This is a genomic window from Leeuwenhoekiella aestuarii (assembly GCF_004104055.1).
In the GTDB taxonomy this organism is placed as follows: Bacteria; Bacteroidota; Bacteroidia; order Flavobacteriales; family Flavobacteriaceae; genus Leeuwenhoekiella; species Leeuwenhoekiella aestuarii.
On record NZ_QOVJ01000006.1, the window covers coordinates 60226 to 78220 of the forward strand.

15 protein-coding genes are annotated in these 17995 nt (G+C 37.8%); 5 read left to right on the plus strand and 10 right to left on the minus strand.

Translation table 11 applies throughout. From position 1 onward, the window contains the following. Window positions 1-9 precede the first annotated feature (9 nt). From DSM03_RS14345 to DSM03_RS14355, 3 genes are all read left to right on the plus strand, one after another. On the plus strand, window positions 10-1677 hold the full coding sequence (locus DSM03_RS14345) for an alpha-amylase family glycosyl hydrolase (RefSeq protein ID WP_128762437.1): 1668 nt from the start codon (window positions 10-12) through the stop codon (window positions 1675-1677). Between the two features lie 4 nt (window positions 1678-1681). After that, a complete protein-coding gene (locus tag DSM03_RS14350) occupies window positions 1682-3427 on the plus strand; it encodes a glycoside hydrolase family 13 protein (protein ID WP_128762438.1) in 1746 nt (581 codons plus the stop codon). Between the two features lie 87 nt (window positions 3428-3514). Beyond that, entirely contained in the window at window positions 3515-4048 is a 534-nt protein-coding gene (locus DSM03_RS14355; protein ID WP_128762439.1) for a DUF421 domain-containing protein, read from the plus strand. A gap of 172 nt (window positions 4049-4220) precedes the next feature. Here the strand turns inward: DSM03_RS14355 and DSM03_RS14360 are convergent, their stop codons facing one another. Continuing rightward, complete coding sequence (locus DSM03_RS14360) at window positions 4221-5015, minus strand: SDR family NAD(P)-dependent oxidoreductase (RefSeq protein WP_128762440.1); 795 nt, start codon at window positions 5013-5015, stop codon at window positions 4221-4223. Window positions 5016-5273: 258 nt separating this feature from the next. Here DSM03_RS14360 and DSM03_RS14365 point away from each other — a divergent pair, with 258 nt between their 5' ends. Further along, entirely contained in the window at window positions 5274-5861 is a 588-nt protein-coding gene (locus tag DSM03_RS14365) for a hypothetical protein (protein WP_128762441.1), read from the plus strand. Between the two features lie 64 nt (window positions 5862-5925). On the opposite strand, the gene DSM03_RS14370 is transcribed toward DSM03_RS14365, so the two are convergent. From DSM03_RS14370 to DSM03_RS14400, 7 genes are all read right to left on the minus strand, one after another. Next, on the minus strand, window positions 5926-6858 hold the full coding sequence (locus tag DSM03_RS14370; RefSeq protein WP_128762442.1) for an NAD(P)H-dependent flavin oxidoreductase: 933 nt from the start codon (window positions 6856-6858) through the stop codon (window positions 5926-5928). Window positions 6859-6867: 9 nt separating this feature from the next. Continuing rightward, window positions 6868-8073, minus strand: coding sequence for a tRNA 2-thiouridine(34) synthase MnmA (gene mnmA / locus DSM03_RS14375; RefSeq protein ID WP_128762443.1), 1206 nt, complete (start codon window positions 8071-8073; stop codon window positions 6868-6870). 162 nt (window positions 8074-8235) lie between these two features. Beyond that, on the minus strand, window positions 8236-10098 hold the full coding sequence (yidC, locus tag DSM03_RS14380; protein WP_128762444.1) for a membrane protein insertase YidC: 1863 nt from the start codon (window positions 10096-10098) through the stop codon (window positions 8236-8238). A gap of 112 nt (window positions 10099-10210) precedes the next feature. Next, window positions 10211-11851 carry a CTP synthase gene (locus tag DSM03_RS14385; RefSeq protein WP_128762445.1) on the minus strand — a complete coding sequence of 547 codons (1641 nt, stop codon included), beginning with the start codon at window positions 11849-11851 and terminating at the stop codon, window positions 10211-10213. Between the two features lie 108 nt (window positions 11852-11959). After that, entirely contained in the window at window positions 11960-12202 is a 243-nt protein-coding gene (locus DSM03_RS14390; RefSeq protein WP_128762446.1) for a DUF3820 family protein, read from the minus strand. Window positions 12203-12204: 2 nt separating this feature from the next. Further along, complete coding sequence (locus DSM03_RS14395; RefSeq protein ID WP_128762447.1) at window positions 12205-12771, minus strand: pentapeptide repeat-containing protein; 567 nt, start codon at window positions 12769-12771, stop codon at window positions 12205-12207. Further along, window positions 12768-14084, minus strand: coding sequence for an MATE family efflux transporter (locus tag DSM03_RS14400; RefSeq protein WP_128762559.1), 1317 nt, complete (start codon window positions 14082-14084; stop codon window positions 12768-12770). Before DSM03_RS14400 ends, DSM03_RS14395 begins: the two co-directional genes overlap by 4 nt. Window positions 14085-14285: 201 nt before the next feature. Here DSM03_RS14400 and DSM03_RS14405 point away from each other — a divergent pair, with 201 nt between their 5' ends. Beyond that, complete coding sequence (locus DSM03_RS14405) at window positions 14286-14870, plus strand: hypothetical protein (RefSeq protein WP_128762448.1); 585 nt, start codon at window positions 14286-14288, stop codon at window positions 14868-14870. Here DSM03_RS14405 and DSM03_RS14410 read toward each other — a convergent pair. Together DSM03_RS14410 and DSM03_RS14415 are read right to left on the minus strand one after the other, a co-directional pair. Beyond that, a complete protein-coding gene (locus tag DSM03_RS14410; protein WP_128762449.1) occupies window positions 14867-16396 on the minus strand; it encodes a GH3 family acyl-acid amido synthetase in 1530 nt (509 codons plus the stop codon). The genes DSM03_RS14405 and DSM03_RS14410 overlap by 4 nt on opposite strands. Window positions 16397-16483: 87 nt before the next feature. Further along, complete coding sequence (locus tag DSM03_RS14415; RefSeq protein ID WP_128762450.1) at window positions 16484-17899, minus strand: M20/M25/M40 family metallo-hydrolase; 1416 nt, start codon at window positions 17897-17899, stop codon at window positions 16484-16486. Between the last annotated feature and the right edge of the window lie 96 nt (window positions 17900-17995).

The following is a 17995-nucleotide window of genomic DNA, read 5'->3' on the forward strand; positions in this document are numbered from 1 at the left end:
TGTAAATCTATGAGAAATAACCATTTATACTTTTTAATTATTAGTTTTTTAGTCTTTGGATGTAAAAATGATTCTCAAACCGAAAATAAGATCATTTTAAAAAAAACATCTGAAGCGCCATTTATATGGGATGCAGCAAACGTTTACTTCTTACTCACCGATAGATTTAATAATGGAGATCTCAACAATGATTTAAACTTTAAGCGCACAGAGAAAACCGGAACCCTGCGAGGTTTTGAAGGTGGTGATCTAAGCGGGATTACTCAAAAAATTAACGAGGGGTATTTTACAAAATTGGGTATTAATGCTATTTGGTTTACTCCCATTGTAGAACAGATTCATGCATCTGTAGATGAAGGTACCGGTAATACTTATGCTTATCACGGATATTGGGCAAAAGACTGGACTGCATTAGACCCTAACTTTGGCACGTATAAAGATTTAGAAATCTTGGTGAAAACTGCACATCAGCATGGCATTCGCCTAATTATGGATGTTGTTCTAAATCACACCGGCCCTGTAACCACACAAGACCCTTTCTGGGGTGAAAACTGGGCGCGACAAGCTCCTCAATGTTCTTATGAAGATTATGAATCTACAGTTCCCTGTACTTTAGTAGCTAACCTTCCAGATATTAAAACCGAAAGTAAAGAGACCGTTGAACTTCCAGATTTCTTAATCAAAAAGTGGAAGTCAGAAAATAGATATGAACAAGAGATCGAAGAACTTAATTTATTTTTCTCAGAAAATAAACTATCCAGAACACCGCAGAACTATATCATAAAATGGCTTACAGATTATATTAGAGACTTAGGTATAGACGCCTTTAGAGTTGATACTGTCAAACATGTAGATGAAACCAGCTGGTCTGTTTTGCGTGCTCAAGCTGATCTAGCATTCTTTAAATGGAAAAAAGAAAACAAGGAATTAGTTCTTGATGACAGTCCGTTTTATATGTTAGGTGAGGTTTATGGTTATGGTATTGCTGCAGGACGCACTTATAGTTTTGGAGATAGAGAAGTAGATTATTTCAGCAATGGTTTTGATAATCTGATCAATTTTCAATTTAAGTATGACGCACAAGGTGATTATGAAACCCTATTTTCTAAATATGATTCCATCATTCACAATAAATTACAAGGAAAGAATGTACTCAACTATGTCACATCTCATGATGATGGAGAGCCTTTTGACAAAATGCGAAACAAACCTTTAGAAACCGGCACAAAATTGTTGCTAACGCCAGGACTATCTCAAGTTTATTATGGTGATGAAATCGCCAGAAATCTAAATATTCCTGACGCCAAAGGAGATGCTACTTTACGGGGCTTTATGCCTTGGAAGGATATGAATTCTGCTGAAACGAATACCATTCTCTCCCATTGGCAGAAGTTAGGAAGTTTTCGTAGAGATCACCCGGCAGTTGGTGCTGGAAAACATAAAAATCTTCAGGAAAAACCTTATGTTTTTTCGAGGAAATTATATAGAGGGAACATTGAAGATCTTGTAATCATTGGACTAGAACTTCCTTTAGGAGAAAAAGAAATCATCATAAACGGACTTTTTCCAGAAGGCACTAAACTCAAAGACCGCTATTCTGATAAAGTAGGAACAGTGCGCAAAGATAAAATTGTATTAAATACAAACCAGACTATTTTATTACTTGAAAAATTATAAACTTATGTATAAATCAGTATTCTTGATGTTTATTCTTTTGGCAACTTACAGTTGTGCCGAATCAAAAAAAGATAATAAAACGACAACAGAAACCACAAATATTGACAAAAAATGGTGGAAAGAAGCCATTGTTTACCAGATCTATCCAAGAAGTTTTCAAGATACTGATGGTGATGGCATTGGTGATTTAAAAGGAATCATTAATCGTATGGATTATATAAAGAGCCTGGGAGTAACAGCTGTCTGGCTTAACCCTATTTACAGTTCACCAAATGATGATAACGGTTATGATGTGAGCGATTACCGGAATATTATGAGTGATTTTGGCACTATGGAAGACTTTGATAAAATGCTTTCAGAAATGCACTCCCGTGACATCAAACTTGTTATGGATATTGTTGTCAATCACAGTAGTGACGAGCACGAATGGTTTAAAGAAAGTCGAAGTTCTAGAGACAATCCATATCGAGATTATTATCACTGGTGGCCGGCAGAAAAAGGAGAACCTCCGTATCGCTACAGCCTGTTTGATGCAGAAGGAAATGCTTGGAAATATGATAAGCAAACTGATTCATATTATTTGCATTATTTTTCGCAGAAACAACCCGATCTCAATTGGGAGAATCCTAAAGTGCGTCAAGAAGTAAATGATATTCTAAAATTTTGGGCAGAAAAAGGCGTTGATGGCTTTAGACTTGATGCTTTTCAATTTGCTGCAAAAGACACGACTTTCCCTAAATTCCCTGATGGATTTGAAAAGAATTTCATTCAATATTATGCGATGCAAGATGGTTTGCATAAGTATCTTAAAGAAATGAATAGCGAAGTTTTTAGTAAATACGATGTAATGACTGTTGCTGAAGGTGCAGGCAGAACTCTGGAGGAGGCGCACGAACTTGTAGATGCTGACCGAAATGAAATCAATATGGCTTATGCTTTTGACGCTGTAGATATCCCAAAAGCAGATGGTTATGATTTAGCTACTTTTAAAGAAACATTCTCAAAATGGGATAGTGCCTTTACTAAAAAAGGATGGATTTCTATATTCTTATCAAACCACGATCAGGCGCGCATGGTAAGCAGATATGCAAACGACAGCCTCGCCTACCGTGCTCCTTCAGCAAAAATGTTGAATACTTTTATATTAAGTATGCGTGGAACACCCTATTGTTATTTTGGTGATGAATTGGGAATGACAAACAACCCCAAGCTCAAAAACATAGAAGATTATAAGGATATAGCTGCCATTAATGGCTTTAAGAAAGCAAAGACCAATAATGAAGATCTGGATGAATACATGCGTAATCTAAGATTTGGCTCTCGTGATCACGGTAGAACACCAATGCAATGGGATGCTTCTGAAAATGCTGGCTTTACCACAGGAAATCCCTGGTTACCGCTAAACCCAAATTACAAATCTGTAAATGTAAATGCAGAAGAGCAAAACGAAGAATCTGTACTGAATCACTTTAAGAAAATGACTGCGCTACGCACAAATAACGACGTGTTGGTTTATGGTGACTATAAGTTAATTCAAAAGGAACACAAGCAGATTTATGCATTTACCAGAACACTTGACAAAGATGAAGTGCTGATTTTGTTAAATTTTAGTGAGAATGAAGCTTCATTCACTTTAGATAACCTGGCAGCGTATTCTGAAATTAAAATAAATAACTACCTTGAATTGGCGCACACGGAGTCAGAAATCACCCTAAAACCCTATCAGGCAGTTATTTTGGGAAAAGATTAAGCTAGCTTTAGTTATTATTTAATACCCCTAGAAATCACCCACCAAGAAGCTTTTGTATCTTAATTTTTACTAATCAATATCAGCCTAGTGGATACCTCTTACTTCTTTAAAAATAACGACTTGATAATTGAGTCACTTATTGGGACCACTATAATCTTTGTTCTTATAGTGGTCTATACGCGTCTTTTTGGTCTTAAAAGCTTCAGTAAAATGACAGGATTTGACTTTGTCATAACCGTTGCCATCGGTAGTATTTTAGGTATGACCATTAATTCAGGAAATCCTTCTATTCTATTAGGGGCAGCAATCCTTTTTATTTTATACGCACTCAATTATACAGTTACCTTATTGCGCTACAAATCTGAAAAAGCAGAAAATCTCATAGATAATGAACCTCTTATTCTGATGGAAAATGGTGAAGTGATTTGGGAGAACATGAAAGCCAGTAAAGTCACCGAAGCAGAGCTTAAATCAAAACTACGAGAAGCAAACGTTATTAGACTGAAACAGGTCAAAGCCGTCATCCTTGAAACTACAGGAGAAATAAGTGTTTTGCATACCAATGATGAATCTATCGAGATTGAAGATTACATTATGGGTGACGTTATTAGAAAAAAATAAATCTCTTAATAAATGGAAATAGGTATTAAAAAAATATCACCTGAGCGACTACTAAAATTGATACCGCTTGTTATTCAAAATCACTAAACAATTCATTTAAATTAATCTTCAAACAAAAACGGGATCTCTAGGAAATCCCGTTATATTAGTCAAGATTAACTGCTGCGACAGACTAAATAATATAATTGGCAACACCCCCATCTACACGTAAAGCCGCACCATTTGTTGCAGCCGACAACGGACTAGCAACGTAAACTACCATATTTGCTACTTCTTCGGTCTCCGCAAAACGCTGAATGAGCGACGTAGGTCTGCGCTCTTCAAAGAAATCCTCTATAACTGCATCAAGGCTCGTGTCATTTTTCTCTGCTTGCGCTTTTAAATCTTTTTCATTAGCTCTACTCATTGTAGGTCCTGGCAAGACACTGTTCACGGTCACATTGGTACCCTTGCTCAGTCTTGCAAGACCTCTTGAAATTGCAAGTTGGGCAGTTTTACTAAAACCATAATGCACCATTTCTGTGGGTATATTCAGTGCCGATTCGCTAGAAATAAATATGATTCTTCCTTCATTCTTTTTAAGCATCTTAGGAAAATAGTGTCTCGCTAGACGCACGCCACTCATCACATTGACTTCGAACATTTCAAACCATTCATCATCTGTGATATCTGCAAAATCTACCTGATTGAAAATCCCTACATTGTTCACAAGAATATCAACATCGGATATTTCTTTCAATAAATGATCTATATGATCTTTCTGTGCAAAGTCTGCAACTATACCAGTGATCGAATCATTACCCGTTTCCCTTTTAAGCTCCTCAACAACTTTAGCGATATCATCTGCTTTTCTTCCATTGATAATAACCGCTGCTCCCTCTTGGGCTAAGCCTTTTGCGATAGCTTTTCCTATTCCTGCTGTAGAACCGGTAACTAGCGCTGATTTTCCTTTCAGTTGTAAATCCATTTCATTTTTTTTTAGTTGTAATAATATATATCAAATTTACTAAACTGATTTTCAATAAAAATTTTAACGTCCTGCTAAAAAAACCCATAAATAATTTACAAACACTTTAAAAACAGCATTTTAAAATTATAATTTATGTGAAATTTTAGATTTTAAACTTAACATAGCTTAACAAATCGTGTTTTTTTTTAATAGTTCGTAGGCAATTCTACCCTACAAATACTCCTAGTTTAGCAGTAACATTTAAAATCTAAAAAGATGAAACGATTAGTTGTATATACGAGTTCTGTATTATTAACGCTAGCTATTACAGCTTGTAATACCGATGCGAAAAAGCAGGATTTAGCGGAGACTAAAACTGAAGTAAAACTTGAAAAACCTCAACCACCAGAAGAAGTTATTCCTGAAGGCTACGAACTGTATAAAAGTTCAAAATTATTAAATGACTGGAAAGTTAGCTTACTACACCCAGACCGAGCATCTGTTGATGCAACAGGAACTCAATTATCTATAAAATATTCAGGTGAAGACAACTCATTTTACGGTGGCTTAACTGATGGATTTATTATGAGCATGACAATGATGAACAATGAAGATTCTGAAAAACATATAAATAATAATACTCCTGAGAAAATGGGTGATTATGATGTTTATAAATATCAGGCTCCTAACAGTATTGGTTCTGCACAAGTAGATCATTATTTAGTTAAAATAACGCCTGAAAATGATTCAGAAGCAGTCTATGCTGATTTTGCAACAGCGGTAAAAGGTAAATCAACAAGTGAATACGAGACGATGATAAAAGAGATTTTTAAATCTATGAAATGGTATAAAACCAGTGAATAATATTCAAATTGCATAATAAAAAGGCGCCGTAATTGGCGCCTTTTTTATTATACTCCTGTGCGGCTTATAATTCTGGTAGCACGCTATTTTTATATTCTGCTATAATTTCTTCAACAATTGCAGCTGCAGGTTTGATTTCTTTAATGATACCGGCAATCTGCCCTATTTCTAACTCACCTTCTTCCAGATCGCCTTCAAACATGCCTTTTTTTGCCCTCCTCTTTCCTAAAAGATTAACCAATTCGTCTTTAGAAGGATTCTTTCGATACAATTCTTTTACATCCTCATAAAATTTATTCTTAAGCAAACGCACGGGAGCCAATTCTTTCAACGTTAGTTCTGTAGCACCTTCTTGAGCTTCAAGAACTAAATTTTTATAAGCCATATGGCTACTGGCTTCGGGAGTTGCTACAAACCTGCTGCCTATCTGAACGCCATCTGCACCTAAAATCATTGCGGCTAGCATACCTTTTCCTGTTGCAATACCTCCTGCTGCGATTAGAGGGATTTCTAATTTTTCCTTAACCATTGGTATCAAAGTGAACGTAGTCGTCTCTTCTCGTCCATTATGTCCACCCGCTTCAAAACCTTCTGCAACCACTGCGTCTACACCAGCTTCTTGAGCTTTCAACGCAAACTTTACACTACTTACTACGTGAGCTACTTTAATACCGTGACCTTTCAAATGCGAGGTCCAGGTTTTAGGGTTTCCGGCACTGGTAAACACAATTTGCACATCTTCATCAATAATGATCTGCATGAGTTTATCAATATTAGGATACAGCAAAGGCACATTCACCCCAAAAGGTTTGTCTGTTGCTTTTTTACATTTCTGAATATGCTCTCGCAGAACATCAGGATACATAGAACCGGCACCTAAAAGACCTAAACCGCCAGCATTACTTACAGCACTTGCTAATTTCCAACCACTATTCCAGACCATTCCTGCCTGAATTAAGGGATATTTGATATCAAAAAGTGCTGTGATTCTATTCAAACTAAAAATTTATGAAATTACTCCTGAGCCCAGACATTCTGCGCCATCATACCAGGCAACAAACTGCCCTTCACTAATAGCCGATTGTGGTTCATAAAAAGAAACATAAAGCCCCTCTTCTGTTTTGTGTAACAATGCTTTTTGTAAAGGTTGACGATAACGAATACGCGCTTCTACGTCGCGAATCTCTCCATTTTCTAAAGCCAGATCTTCACGAATATAATGCACCTCATCCTCCTGAACAAAAAGTGCATTTCGCAATAAACCAGGATGATTTTTACCCTGACCGGTATAAATCACATTCTCTTCCACGTCTGTATCAATAACAAAAAGTGGCTCTGGGGTACCACCAACAGCCAGACCTTTACGCTGTCCTTTTGTAAAGTAGTGTGCTCCCTGATGTTTGCCCACAACCTTTCCATCTGTGACACTATATTTTGGTTTTTTAGCAAGTGTAGCAACATCGCTTACAGCTATTGCAATACTATCATCAGTTTCAGTCTGTAAAGCTTCTATTTTCTCTTGTGCTTTTTCAGCAGCTATTTCAACAATAACCCCTTCTTTAGGCTTCAATTTTTGCTGAAGAAAGTCTGGTAATCGTACTTTTCCTATAAAACATAATCCTTGTGAATCTTTTTTTTCTGCAGTTACCAGGTCTTGGGCTTTAGCAATTTTACGAACCTCACTTTTTTGCAAATTTCCGATAGGAAATAAGGTTTTAGACAATTGCTCCTGAGAAAGCTGACATAAAAAATAAGACTGATCTTTATTAGCATCTGCTCCTGCTAGTAATTGGTAGACGGACTTGCCATTAACTTGGGTCTCCCCCTTTTGGCAATAATGACCGGTAGCTACATAGTCAGCCCCTAGCTCTAATGCGATTTTCATAAACACATCAAACTTGATCTCACGGTTACACAACACATCTGGATTAGGCGTACGTCCTTTCTCATATTCCCGAAACATATAATCTACAATACGCTCTTTATACTGCTCACTCAAATCTACAGTCTGAAACGGGATACCTAATTTTTCTGCAACAAGCATCGCATCGTTGCTATCATCAAGCCACGGGCATTCATCAGAAATGGTTACCGAATCATCGTGCCAGTTTTTCATAAACAGCCCAATCACGTTATATCCGGCTTCCTTAAGCAAATATGCAGAAACACTACTATCTACTCCGCCACTAAGACCTACCACTACGGTTTTCATATGCTATAATTTGAGTTTTAAGTCGGAAGACTTGTTGCAAAATTACGAAATTTAAAACCAGACTTCTCGCCAGTACATTTTTCAAAGTATAAGGACCAAAAACAAAAAAAGCTTCAGCGTTTAGACTGAAGCTTTTTCAATTTTAGTCGGGACAAAAAAGTATTATTTATTCTTTTGTTGCTTTTCTGCTTGCTCCATCATTTCAGAAAATTTCTTAGAGAAACGATTTTGCTTTTTAGGTTTTGCCTTAGCAGTTGCAATTTTAGCATGAATTCTATCTTCATCCAAAATAAAGTTCTTTATCACAAGCATAATCCCTATAGTAATCAAGTTTGAAATGAAATAGTACAAGCTCAAACCACTCGCATAATTGTTGAAGAAAAACAACATCATTACAGGAGATAAGTACATCAGGAACTTCATATTTGGCATTCCCGGTTGTTGGGTTTGCTGCATATTTTGCCCGGTTGTCATCGTCATATAAATGAAGATTGCAATAGACGCCAAAATAGGAAACAAACTAACGTGATCACCGTAAAACGGAATGTGGAATGGTAAATCTGCAATTTTATCATAACTCGATAAATCGTCTGCCCATAAAAAGCTTTTATGCCTTAGCGCAAATGCAGAAGGAAAAAAGGTAAATAAGGCGTAGAACACGGGTATCTGAAGCAAGCCGGGTAAACAACCACTCAGCGGACTCGCACCTGCCTTGCTGTAGACCTTCATGGTTTCCTGTTGCTTCTTCATTGGGTTATCTGCATACTTCTCGTTGATCTCATTGATTTCAGGTCTTAAAACCTTCATTTTAGCCTGAGACAAGTATTGCTTGTATTGTACTGGAGACAATAACAATTTCATAGAGATCGTCAATAAAATAATAGCGATTCCGGCAGGGAAATACGTGATCAAGAAATTAAAAAACGGAATAATAACGTATTTGTTAATCACTCCAAATATACCCCAACCTAAAGGCATCGCTTCATCGATGTCTCGATCGTAGTTGTTTAAAATCTGATAATCTGTAGGACCATAATAGAAATCCATAGCATAATTAAGCTCGCCGTTCACAGGTTTTAAAGCCATTTTAGCTCCGTACTGCTTTGTGAATAACGTATCTACTTCCTCATCTTCCACCAGATTGTTAGACGTAAACGTCACTTTTTCAAAAGGCTGATCTGTCAATAATATAGAACTGAAGAAATGCTGTCTGAAGTTGAACCAATTCACATCGGTCTCGATCGCGTCGTCATCACCGTTTTGACTCAGCTTATCGTGATCGCCATCTTCATACTCGTAAGTTAAACGTGTATACCGGTTCTCATAACTGATGCTTTTTGCGTGGCGATATCCTTTAAGCTCCCAATCCAGATTTACAGGCTGAGAAGTGTTCATCACATTCTGAAGTCCGGTTGTTTTGATACCGAAGCCCATCATATAATCATCTGGCTTCAGCGTATAGCGATACTCTAAATATTCTGAATCTGAAACTTTTAATTTCATCGAAAGCACCTGATTCTCGCCTTCTTTAGATAAAGTAGGCTCAAAATACATGTTCTCACTGTTCAGCGTACGGTTATCAGAAGTACTAAAGTTTAAATTAAAACGCGTGTTTCCGTCTTTAATTAAATAAACAGGAACCGAATCATAGCTTTTAAAATTCTTCAAACGTGCTTCGGTAATAAAACCACCTTTGTTGCTCACTTTAAGCGCCAGAACTTCATTTTCAATTTCGGTTACGTCATCTGTAGCAGAAGGCAATGTTGCAGAATATGCAAAACTTCCTAGAGTAGATTTGTAACGTTCTAATGCCAAAGAGTCATCTTGAGGAACAGCAGTCTCTGCTTTTTCTGAAGGTTCTGCGGCAAGAGGCGAAGCCTTTGCAGCTTCAACCTGCTCTTGTTTAGCTTTCTCTGCGGCAAGCTCCTCTTCTGTAGGCTGATTTTGCCAAAGCATAAATAATAATATAGCTCCTATTAAAAGGAACCCTATCATTGACTGTTTGTCAAATTTCTTTTCTTCCATAATTATTGAGGCATCACTGCCTTATTACTGTATTTGTAACTGATTTTTGTGCTGTTTTTTTCGCCTAGGCGAAAAAGTTATATGTGGGCTAGAGCAATAACAATCCCATAGATTAATCATGTGCCACATTGGCGGAACTTTTTGATTGGCTGTATTTTACTGCAGCCTGGACGTAAGCCACAAATAACGGATGTGGATTCGCAACTGTACTTTTATATTCCGGGTGGTATTGCACACCTACAAACCAGGGATGACCTTCCATCTCCACGATTTCTACCAGTCCGGTTTTAGGGTTTGTACCTGTGATTTTAAGTCCGGCTTTTTCTAACTCTGCACGGTATTTGTCATTAAATTCATAACGGTGACGGTGACGCTCAGAAATAGTTTCAGAATCATAAACACCAGCCACTATACTACCGGGTTTGAGATCACAAGCCCAACTTCCTAAACGCATTGTGCCTCCCATATTCTTAAGATCTTTTTGATCTTCCATAAGGCTGATAACAGGAGCAGAAGTATCTGCCTGCATCTCGGTAGAATTCGCATCTTTAAGTCCGGCTACGTTGCGTGCAAATTCTATAACAGCCATTTGCATTCCTAAGCAAATCCCTAAAAACGGAATCTCATGCTCACGGGCGTATTGAACAGCTTTGATCTTTCCTTCAATACCTCGCTCTCCAAAACCGGGAGCAACCAGCAGACCGTCTAATTTTGAAATTTTATTGGTGATGATATCCTGAGAAATAAATTCAGAGTGTATAGGCTCTACACGAACTTTTACTTCATTCTCTGCACCTGCATGAATAAACGCTTCTAGAATAGATTTATAAGAGTCCTGAAGCTCTACATATTTTCCAATAAGGCCTATAGTAACTTCTGCCTTTGGATTTTTATGCCTGCGCAAAAACTCATTCCATCGTGTAAGTACGGGTTCAGTTTCTGCAGATAAATTTAATTTTGAAAGGGTAATGGTGTCCAAACCTTCTTCAAGCATCAGATTAGGGACATCGTAAATAGTAGAAGCATCTATAGATTGTATCACAGCTTCTTTACGAACGTTACAGAATAAAGCCAACTTCTCACGAAGATCATCGCTCAACTCGTGCTCTGTTCTACAAACTAGAATATCAGCTTTGATACCGCTTTCCATCAAGGTTTTTACAGAGTGTTGCGTAGGCTTTGTTTTTAACTCACCTGCAGCAGAAAGATAAGGTACCAAAGTTAAGTGTATAACCAGCGCATTCTCATCACCTAACTCCCACTTCAATTGCCGTACCGATTCGATATAGGGTAAAGATTCAATATCACCTACAGTACCTCCTATTTCAGTAATAATAATATCATAATCACCGGTTTTACCCAGCTGTTTAATACGTTCTTTGATCTCGTTTGTAATATGTGGAACCACCTGTACGGTTTTCCCCAAAAACTCACCGCGACGTTCTTTTTCTATAACACTTTGGTAGATGCGACCGGTAGTCACGTTATTTGCCTGAGAGGTGTTCACATTTAAAAAACGCTCGTAATGCCCCAGATCCAGATCGGTTTCTGCTCCATCATCGGTAACATAACATTCTCCGTGCTCATAAGGGTTAAGTGTACCCGGGTCTACATTTATGTATGGGTCTAATTTTTGAATGGTTACACGGTATCCGCGTGCTTGTAACAATTTTGCCAGCGAAGCTGCGATTATACCTTTACCTAATGAAGAAGAAACCCCGCCCGTGACGAAGATGTACTTAGTATCTGCCATCTGTATCCTGATTATTTTTTAAGCTCTTTTTAACATGAAGAGCGCGTCTACGGGATGCAAAGGTAGGGATTTATTGGCGAACCTTTTAAGCTGAAAATGGTATTATTTTTAAGACTTTCTTTTGGGTTTAGGAGCCGGGTATTCACGCCTGATCTTAAAGATAAGTTCCTCTAAGCCATTGATTTTTATCTCGTGCATTTGCTCCATCATAAAACCTAGTTTTCCTTCAGGGAAGCCTTTTTGCTTAAACCAACCAAAATAATATTCAGGGATCTCAACCAGATAACGGTCTTTATACTTACCAAAAGGCATTTTATAATGCGCTAGCTCTACAAGACTTTCTGGATTCAAAATCAGACAATTTTTATTTTATACGAGGACAACAACCCTGCAATTCCTTCCTTACTAAAAACCGCACCGGCAATCTTATTTTTATCGGGATTTAAGGTGTAGTTTAATGCCGAAGAAAAATCAGTCTTTTGCAAATTTGTTTTTTCAAAAGTCGCACCTGCAAGATCACATTCACTTAAAAATACAGTACTCAGATTTGCCTCTGTAAAATCTGCTTCCTTAAACTGACATTGATAAAACTGAGACAAAGTCAAATCTAACTTATAAAAACTACTGAAATTAAGAATACAAGACTGGCAATTGATCTGAAACAGAAAATCTGAACATGCTTCAAAAGCAATACCCAGCATTTTACAGTCTATAAACTCACATTCTTGCAAAGCGGTCTGCGTCAATTTTACAGCGCTCAAGTCACAATTTTCAAAGGTGCAATTTATAAAAGTCAACTTAGATAGATTTGCTTTTGCAAAAAGACAACTCTTAAAGATGCAATCTTCAAAATCTGCAATAATTGGGTTTATAACAAAGTCAACTCCTTCATAAACTTCATCAGTTAGCAACTCGTTCATAATTCTGTTTCTATTGAAGATTCTACAGAATTTTTATGGATCAATTTTCGGCTTAAATAATTAAAACGAATATATAACAACACCGCCGAAGCACTGAGCCCGGCTAACAAACCGTACCAAATTCCCTGACTCCCCATCTGATCTGCCTGACCAAAATACCAAGCTACTGGAAAGCCTACTAACCAATAAGCAATAAAGCAAATTCCCGTCGGGATATTAACATCTTGCAAGCCACGGAGTGCACCTAAAATAACCACTTGCAAACCATCACTAAGCTGAAAAAGGGCGGCAACAATGAGCAATTGAGCTGCCAACGCAATGACCTCAATATTATCTAAATAGAACGTAGGTAGAATATCTTTGAGCAAAATAAAGCCTATTGCAAATACCGCCTCGATCAGAAAAACCTGTAAAAAGAGTGAAAATGCAATGCGGCGCATATTTTTATAATCAGATTTGCCTTTTTGATTTCCCACGCGAATGGTCGCAGTAACACCCAGCCCTACAGCTATCATAAAAGTCATTGCAGCGAGATTTAGTGCAATTTGATTGGCTGCCTGAGCATTAGTCCCTAAAATTCCTGAAAGAAAAATACATGAAGTAAATAACGAAACTTCAAACAGCATTTGCATAGCGGTAGGAAATCCCAGATCAAAAAGCTTCTTAAAAACAGGAAGTTGAAAAGCTTTGCGACGCGTCCAGATAAAATAAGGCTTGAATTTGTTTTTTCGGCTTAGAATATAATAGAGCATCCACAGCATAAAAAACCGTGAAATGAGCGTTCCGTAAGCGGCACCTACTAATTCCAGTCTTGGAAAAATCCAAAAACCATAAATAAGAATAAAGTTGAAAAACACATTCACTACATTAGAAACCAGTGTTGCATACATCGCATAGCGCGTGTTTGACAAACCGTCAGCAAACTGTTTGAATGCCTGAAAAACCATCAAAGGAATCAACGAAAATGCAACAATATCCATATACGGAATTGCAAGTTCTACAACCTCAACCGGCTGATCGAGGTAATATAAGATAGGCTTAGCAAGAAGTAACAGAACAAAAAGTAAAATTCCGTTTAAAGCACACATCACGATACCGTGGTGAAAATAATTTCTTCCGGTTTGCACATCTCCTTTACCATCTGCTTCTGCGACTAATGGCGTAATTGCAAATGAAAAACCAATCCCTAGAGAAAGTGCAATAAAAATAAGACTGTTACCCAGTGAGACAGCTGCAAGTTGTGCAGGACCCAATCGCCCAACCATCAGGTTATCTGCAAGCGCAACCAGAATATGCCCCAGTTGGCCCAACATTACCGGATAGGCGATCTTCAAATTTTGACGGAATTCTTTAGTATAATCAGCTAACAAAACAGCATTTTTTTAGGACTGCAAAAGTAATACTAAAGATTAAGACTCTTCTGATTTTAAAGGAAGCATTGCTCGTTAAGAATTTTGAATTTACAATGGCATTAACAGCGAATTTTTAGGGCGATGCATAACTTTACCTTTCTTATGAAGTACATCGAAAATCTGGAACATAAAGACATCCCTCTAAGCATAGAAAAAGAAGCCAGAATTGCACTATCATACTACCCCCAGTTGGCTGATACTAATATCTCTTTAAAATTCAAAAACGATATTAAGAAATCTACTATGCAGGCTCAGCCTGTTTTTAAATCACTTTTAAGACCTAGAAAAAAGCGTGATTATGTGATCTTTATAAGCAAAAAGGTAAAGATTGAAGATGAAGCATTTAAAATTACCGATATTCCTTCTGACGTACTAATTGGATGGATTGGTCATGAACTGGGTCACATTATGGATTACCGGGATCGCAGCAGCTTAGGCTTGATCTGGTTTGGATTAAAATACCTGTATTTCCCAAAATTTATTCGAGAAGCAGAACGTGCTGCAGATACCTTTGCTGTAGCCCACGGAATGGGAGAATATATTTTAAAGACTAAAGATTTTATTCTGAATCATGCGCACATATCAGAAATCTATAAAGCCAGAATAAAAAGGCTTTACCTATCTCCAGAAGAGATTATGATACTTATTAATGAAAATAAAATACCCGAAGAAGAGCTAGAAAATTAAGCCTGCTCTTTTACAAATGCCTCCCACTCGGCAAACTTCTCTTCGTTCATTACTTTTTCCATTTTTACTTGTCCGCCTTTTTTCTTATTGGCGCCACTCCATTCGTAAAAAACATCAGGATTTACGGTGTTTACAAAAACACCTTTAAGCGCTTTACTGCGAGCTACCGCATAATTTTTATTGGCATCTTGTAAGCTTTTATCTAAGGCGTCAGCCAGCTCTTCATTAGAAACTGAAGTTTCGGTCCCTAAATACCAATAGTGATAAAACTCATCGTCTTCCGGATTACGCTTTGCAGCAATAGTAAACTCAGGTATTTTGATATCAAACTTTTCTTCCAACTCCTGTACAGCGGCTTCCATTTTATTTACCGAGAGTTGAGAACCCACGGTGTTCAGGAAAAACTTAGTTCTACCTGTAATTTTTATTTCTGCTCTAGCTTTATCTGTAAAGGCAATCGTATCACCTATTAAATACCTCCACGATCCTGAAACCGTTGAAATGATCAAAATATAGTCTTGATCTTCTTCTACGTCAGCCAAACTAACCACCGGCGCATCTTGTACGATTGAGCCATCCTCATTAATATAGTCAGGATTCATCGGTACAAATTCAAAATAGATTCCGTTATCTGTAACCAGTTTCATAGACTGGGTTTCAGGTCTAGCCTGAAATGCAATGAAACCTTCTGAAGCCAGATAGGTATCAATTACAGTAATTGGTTTTCCTAGTAAAGCATTAAAGCTTTTTTCATAAGGCTGAAACGCCACCCCTCCTGAAGTATACACCTGAAGATTAGGCCAAATCTCATGAATATTCTTAAGATCATGGTACTCAATGACTTTCTCTAGCATCAGCTCGATCCAGCTCGGAATTCCGCTTAAAGCACCAATATCCCATTCTTCAGCTTTCTCAGCAATATGTTGCACGCGTTCATCCCAATCTTCGATCTTCGCGATATCTTCACCCGGCTTGTAATACCCTCTAAACCAAAACGGAATATTACTAGCGCTTATCCCACTAATTTCACCTTCCTCGTGACCATTTCGCTTTGCGAGATCTGTAGAACTTCCCAGCATCATAATTTCCTTTTCAAAGAAATCAGACTCCAGATCAAAATGAGCCAATGCCCCTACTTGCTTAATACCGGCTGTACGAATAGCATCAACCATCTCGTCTGTTACAGGAATACGTTTACTGCTCTTGCCCGTGGTACCGCTACTTAACGCAAAATAATCTGGCGTTCCGGGCCACGTTACATCTACCTCGCCATCGTGTAATTTAGACCACCACTCTTCATTAAGACTATTGTAATCAAAAAATGGAACTTCCTCTGCAAATGTTTTTGCTACATTCTCAGACTTTAAAATAGCATCAAAACCATAAAACAAACCAAACTGCGTATTCTTAGCTTTTTCAAGCAATTTTTTAAGTACTTCTTCTTGCTCTTCTAAAGGATTAGATTCAGGGATTACTTTATCTGATATATCTATAATACCTTTTATGAGTGCGCCTAAAATTGCCATGGTTTGGTTGTTAGTTCTGATTTCTATCAAAAATAAAAGACCTCGTGATAACGAGGTCTTTACTTAGTAGAAGTTTAACAGCAAAACTTATTTCTTAAGCGGTTGTCGGTTTGGTATTGCGGGTTTCACTCCATAAGTATCAAATAAGTAAACCAGGCTGGTCATTGTTGCAGCGCCTAATTCTAATTCTCTTTTATTTACCGCATCAAAAGTATCATTACTCGCATGATGATGATCAAAATAACGCTGAGAATCAGGTCGTAATCCTGCAAGAACTGTACCTTCTTCTTTTAATGGACCAACATCTGCACCGCTACCTCCTAATTCAAAAAAGTGGATCAAATAGGGTTTGAATAATGGAATCCAGCTTTGTACCTGAGCAAAGTTTGCCGCGTCTGCATCAAAAGAAAAACCTCTAGGTGTAAAACCACCGGCATCACTTTCTAAAGCAAAAACGTGCTTCTCCCCTTCTTCTTTAGCTACCTTAGCATATTCAGTACCGCCGCGCAGACCGTTCTCTTCATTCATAAAAAGCACCACACGAATACTGTGTTTTGGCTTATAGTTAGCTGCTTTCATCAACCTTAAAACCTCCATACTTTGTACAACACCTGCTCCATCGTCATGGCTTCCGTCTCCCAAATCCCATGAATCTAAATGACCACCTACAACCATAAATTCATTAGGTTTCTCACTGCCCGTGATCTCGCCAATCACATTAAAAGAAGGCACATCTTCTTCATAGTTTTTACAGTTCATTTTTAAATAAAACTGAGTCTTCTCATCTTTTTTAAGCATTTTACTTAAAAGCGCTGCACCATTAGTACTGATAGCAGCTGCCGGGATTCGCTGCTCGTTTGGCAAATCACCATAAGACATCGCACCCGTGTGTGGCAGGTCATCCATTCTTAAATTCATAGATCGCACGATCACGCCTACCGCTCCATATTTTGCTGCTTCTTTAGCTCCAGAATAACGCTGATCCACACAACCACCATAGGCATTAAACGTCTGAATAAGGTCTGCCTGCATGGGGCGGTTGTAAAAAACAATTTTACCTTTAATTCGATCTTCACCGTATTTAGCCAGATCATCCAGTCCTTGTACTTCGATTACTTCTGCAGTAATGCCAGAAGGTTTAGTTGCAATAGAACCTCCCAATGCGCAAATCGGCACATCTACTTTGGTGTCTACTCCTTCAATAAAAGCTTTTTCAGGAGCACCACGCTCCCATTTGGGAACCATTACAGGCTGCAACCATACTTTATCAAGGCCTATGCCCTCTAATTCTTCTTTAGCCCATTGTACAGCCTTTTCTGCTCCCGTGCTACCGCTTAGACGTGGTCCAATTTCATTAGACAAAGCATCAAGCCACTCATAACTCTGACCGTCTAAAAGTGATAAATCATAAAAATTACGCAGTTGTACCGAGTCTTTTACAGTCTGTGCAGAAAGGACGTTTAGACTTAATAAGGCTACGAGGAGTAGATAAATTCTTTTCAAAATTTGTTGTGTTTTTTAGATGAACTTTAAAATTAAGATTCTATTACGGTATATGGTTTCATTAAACAAAAAAATCGCCTCAATTGAAGCGATTTT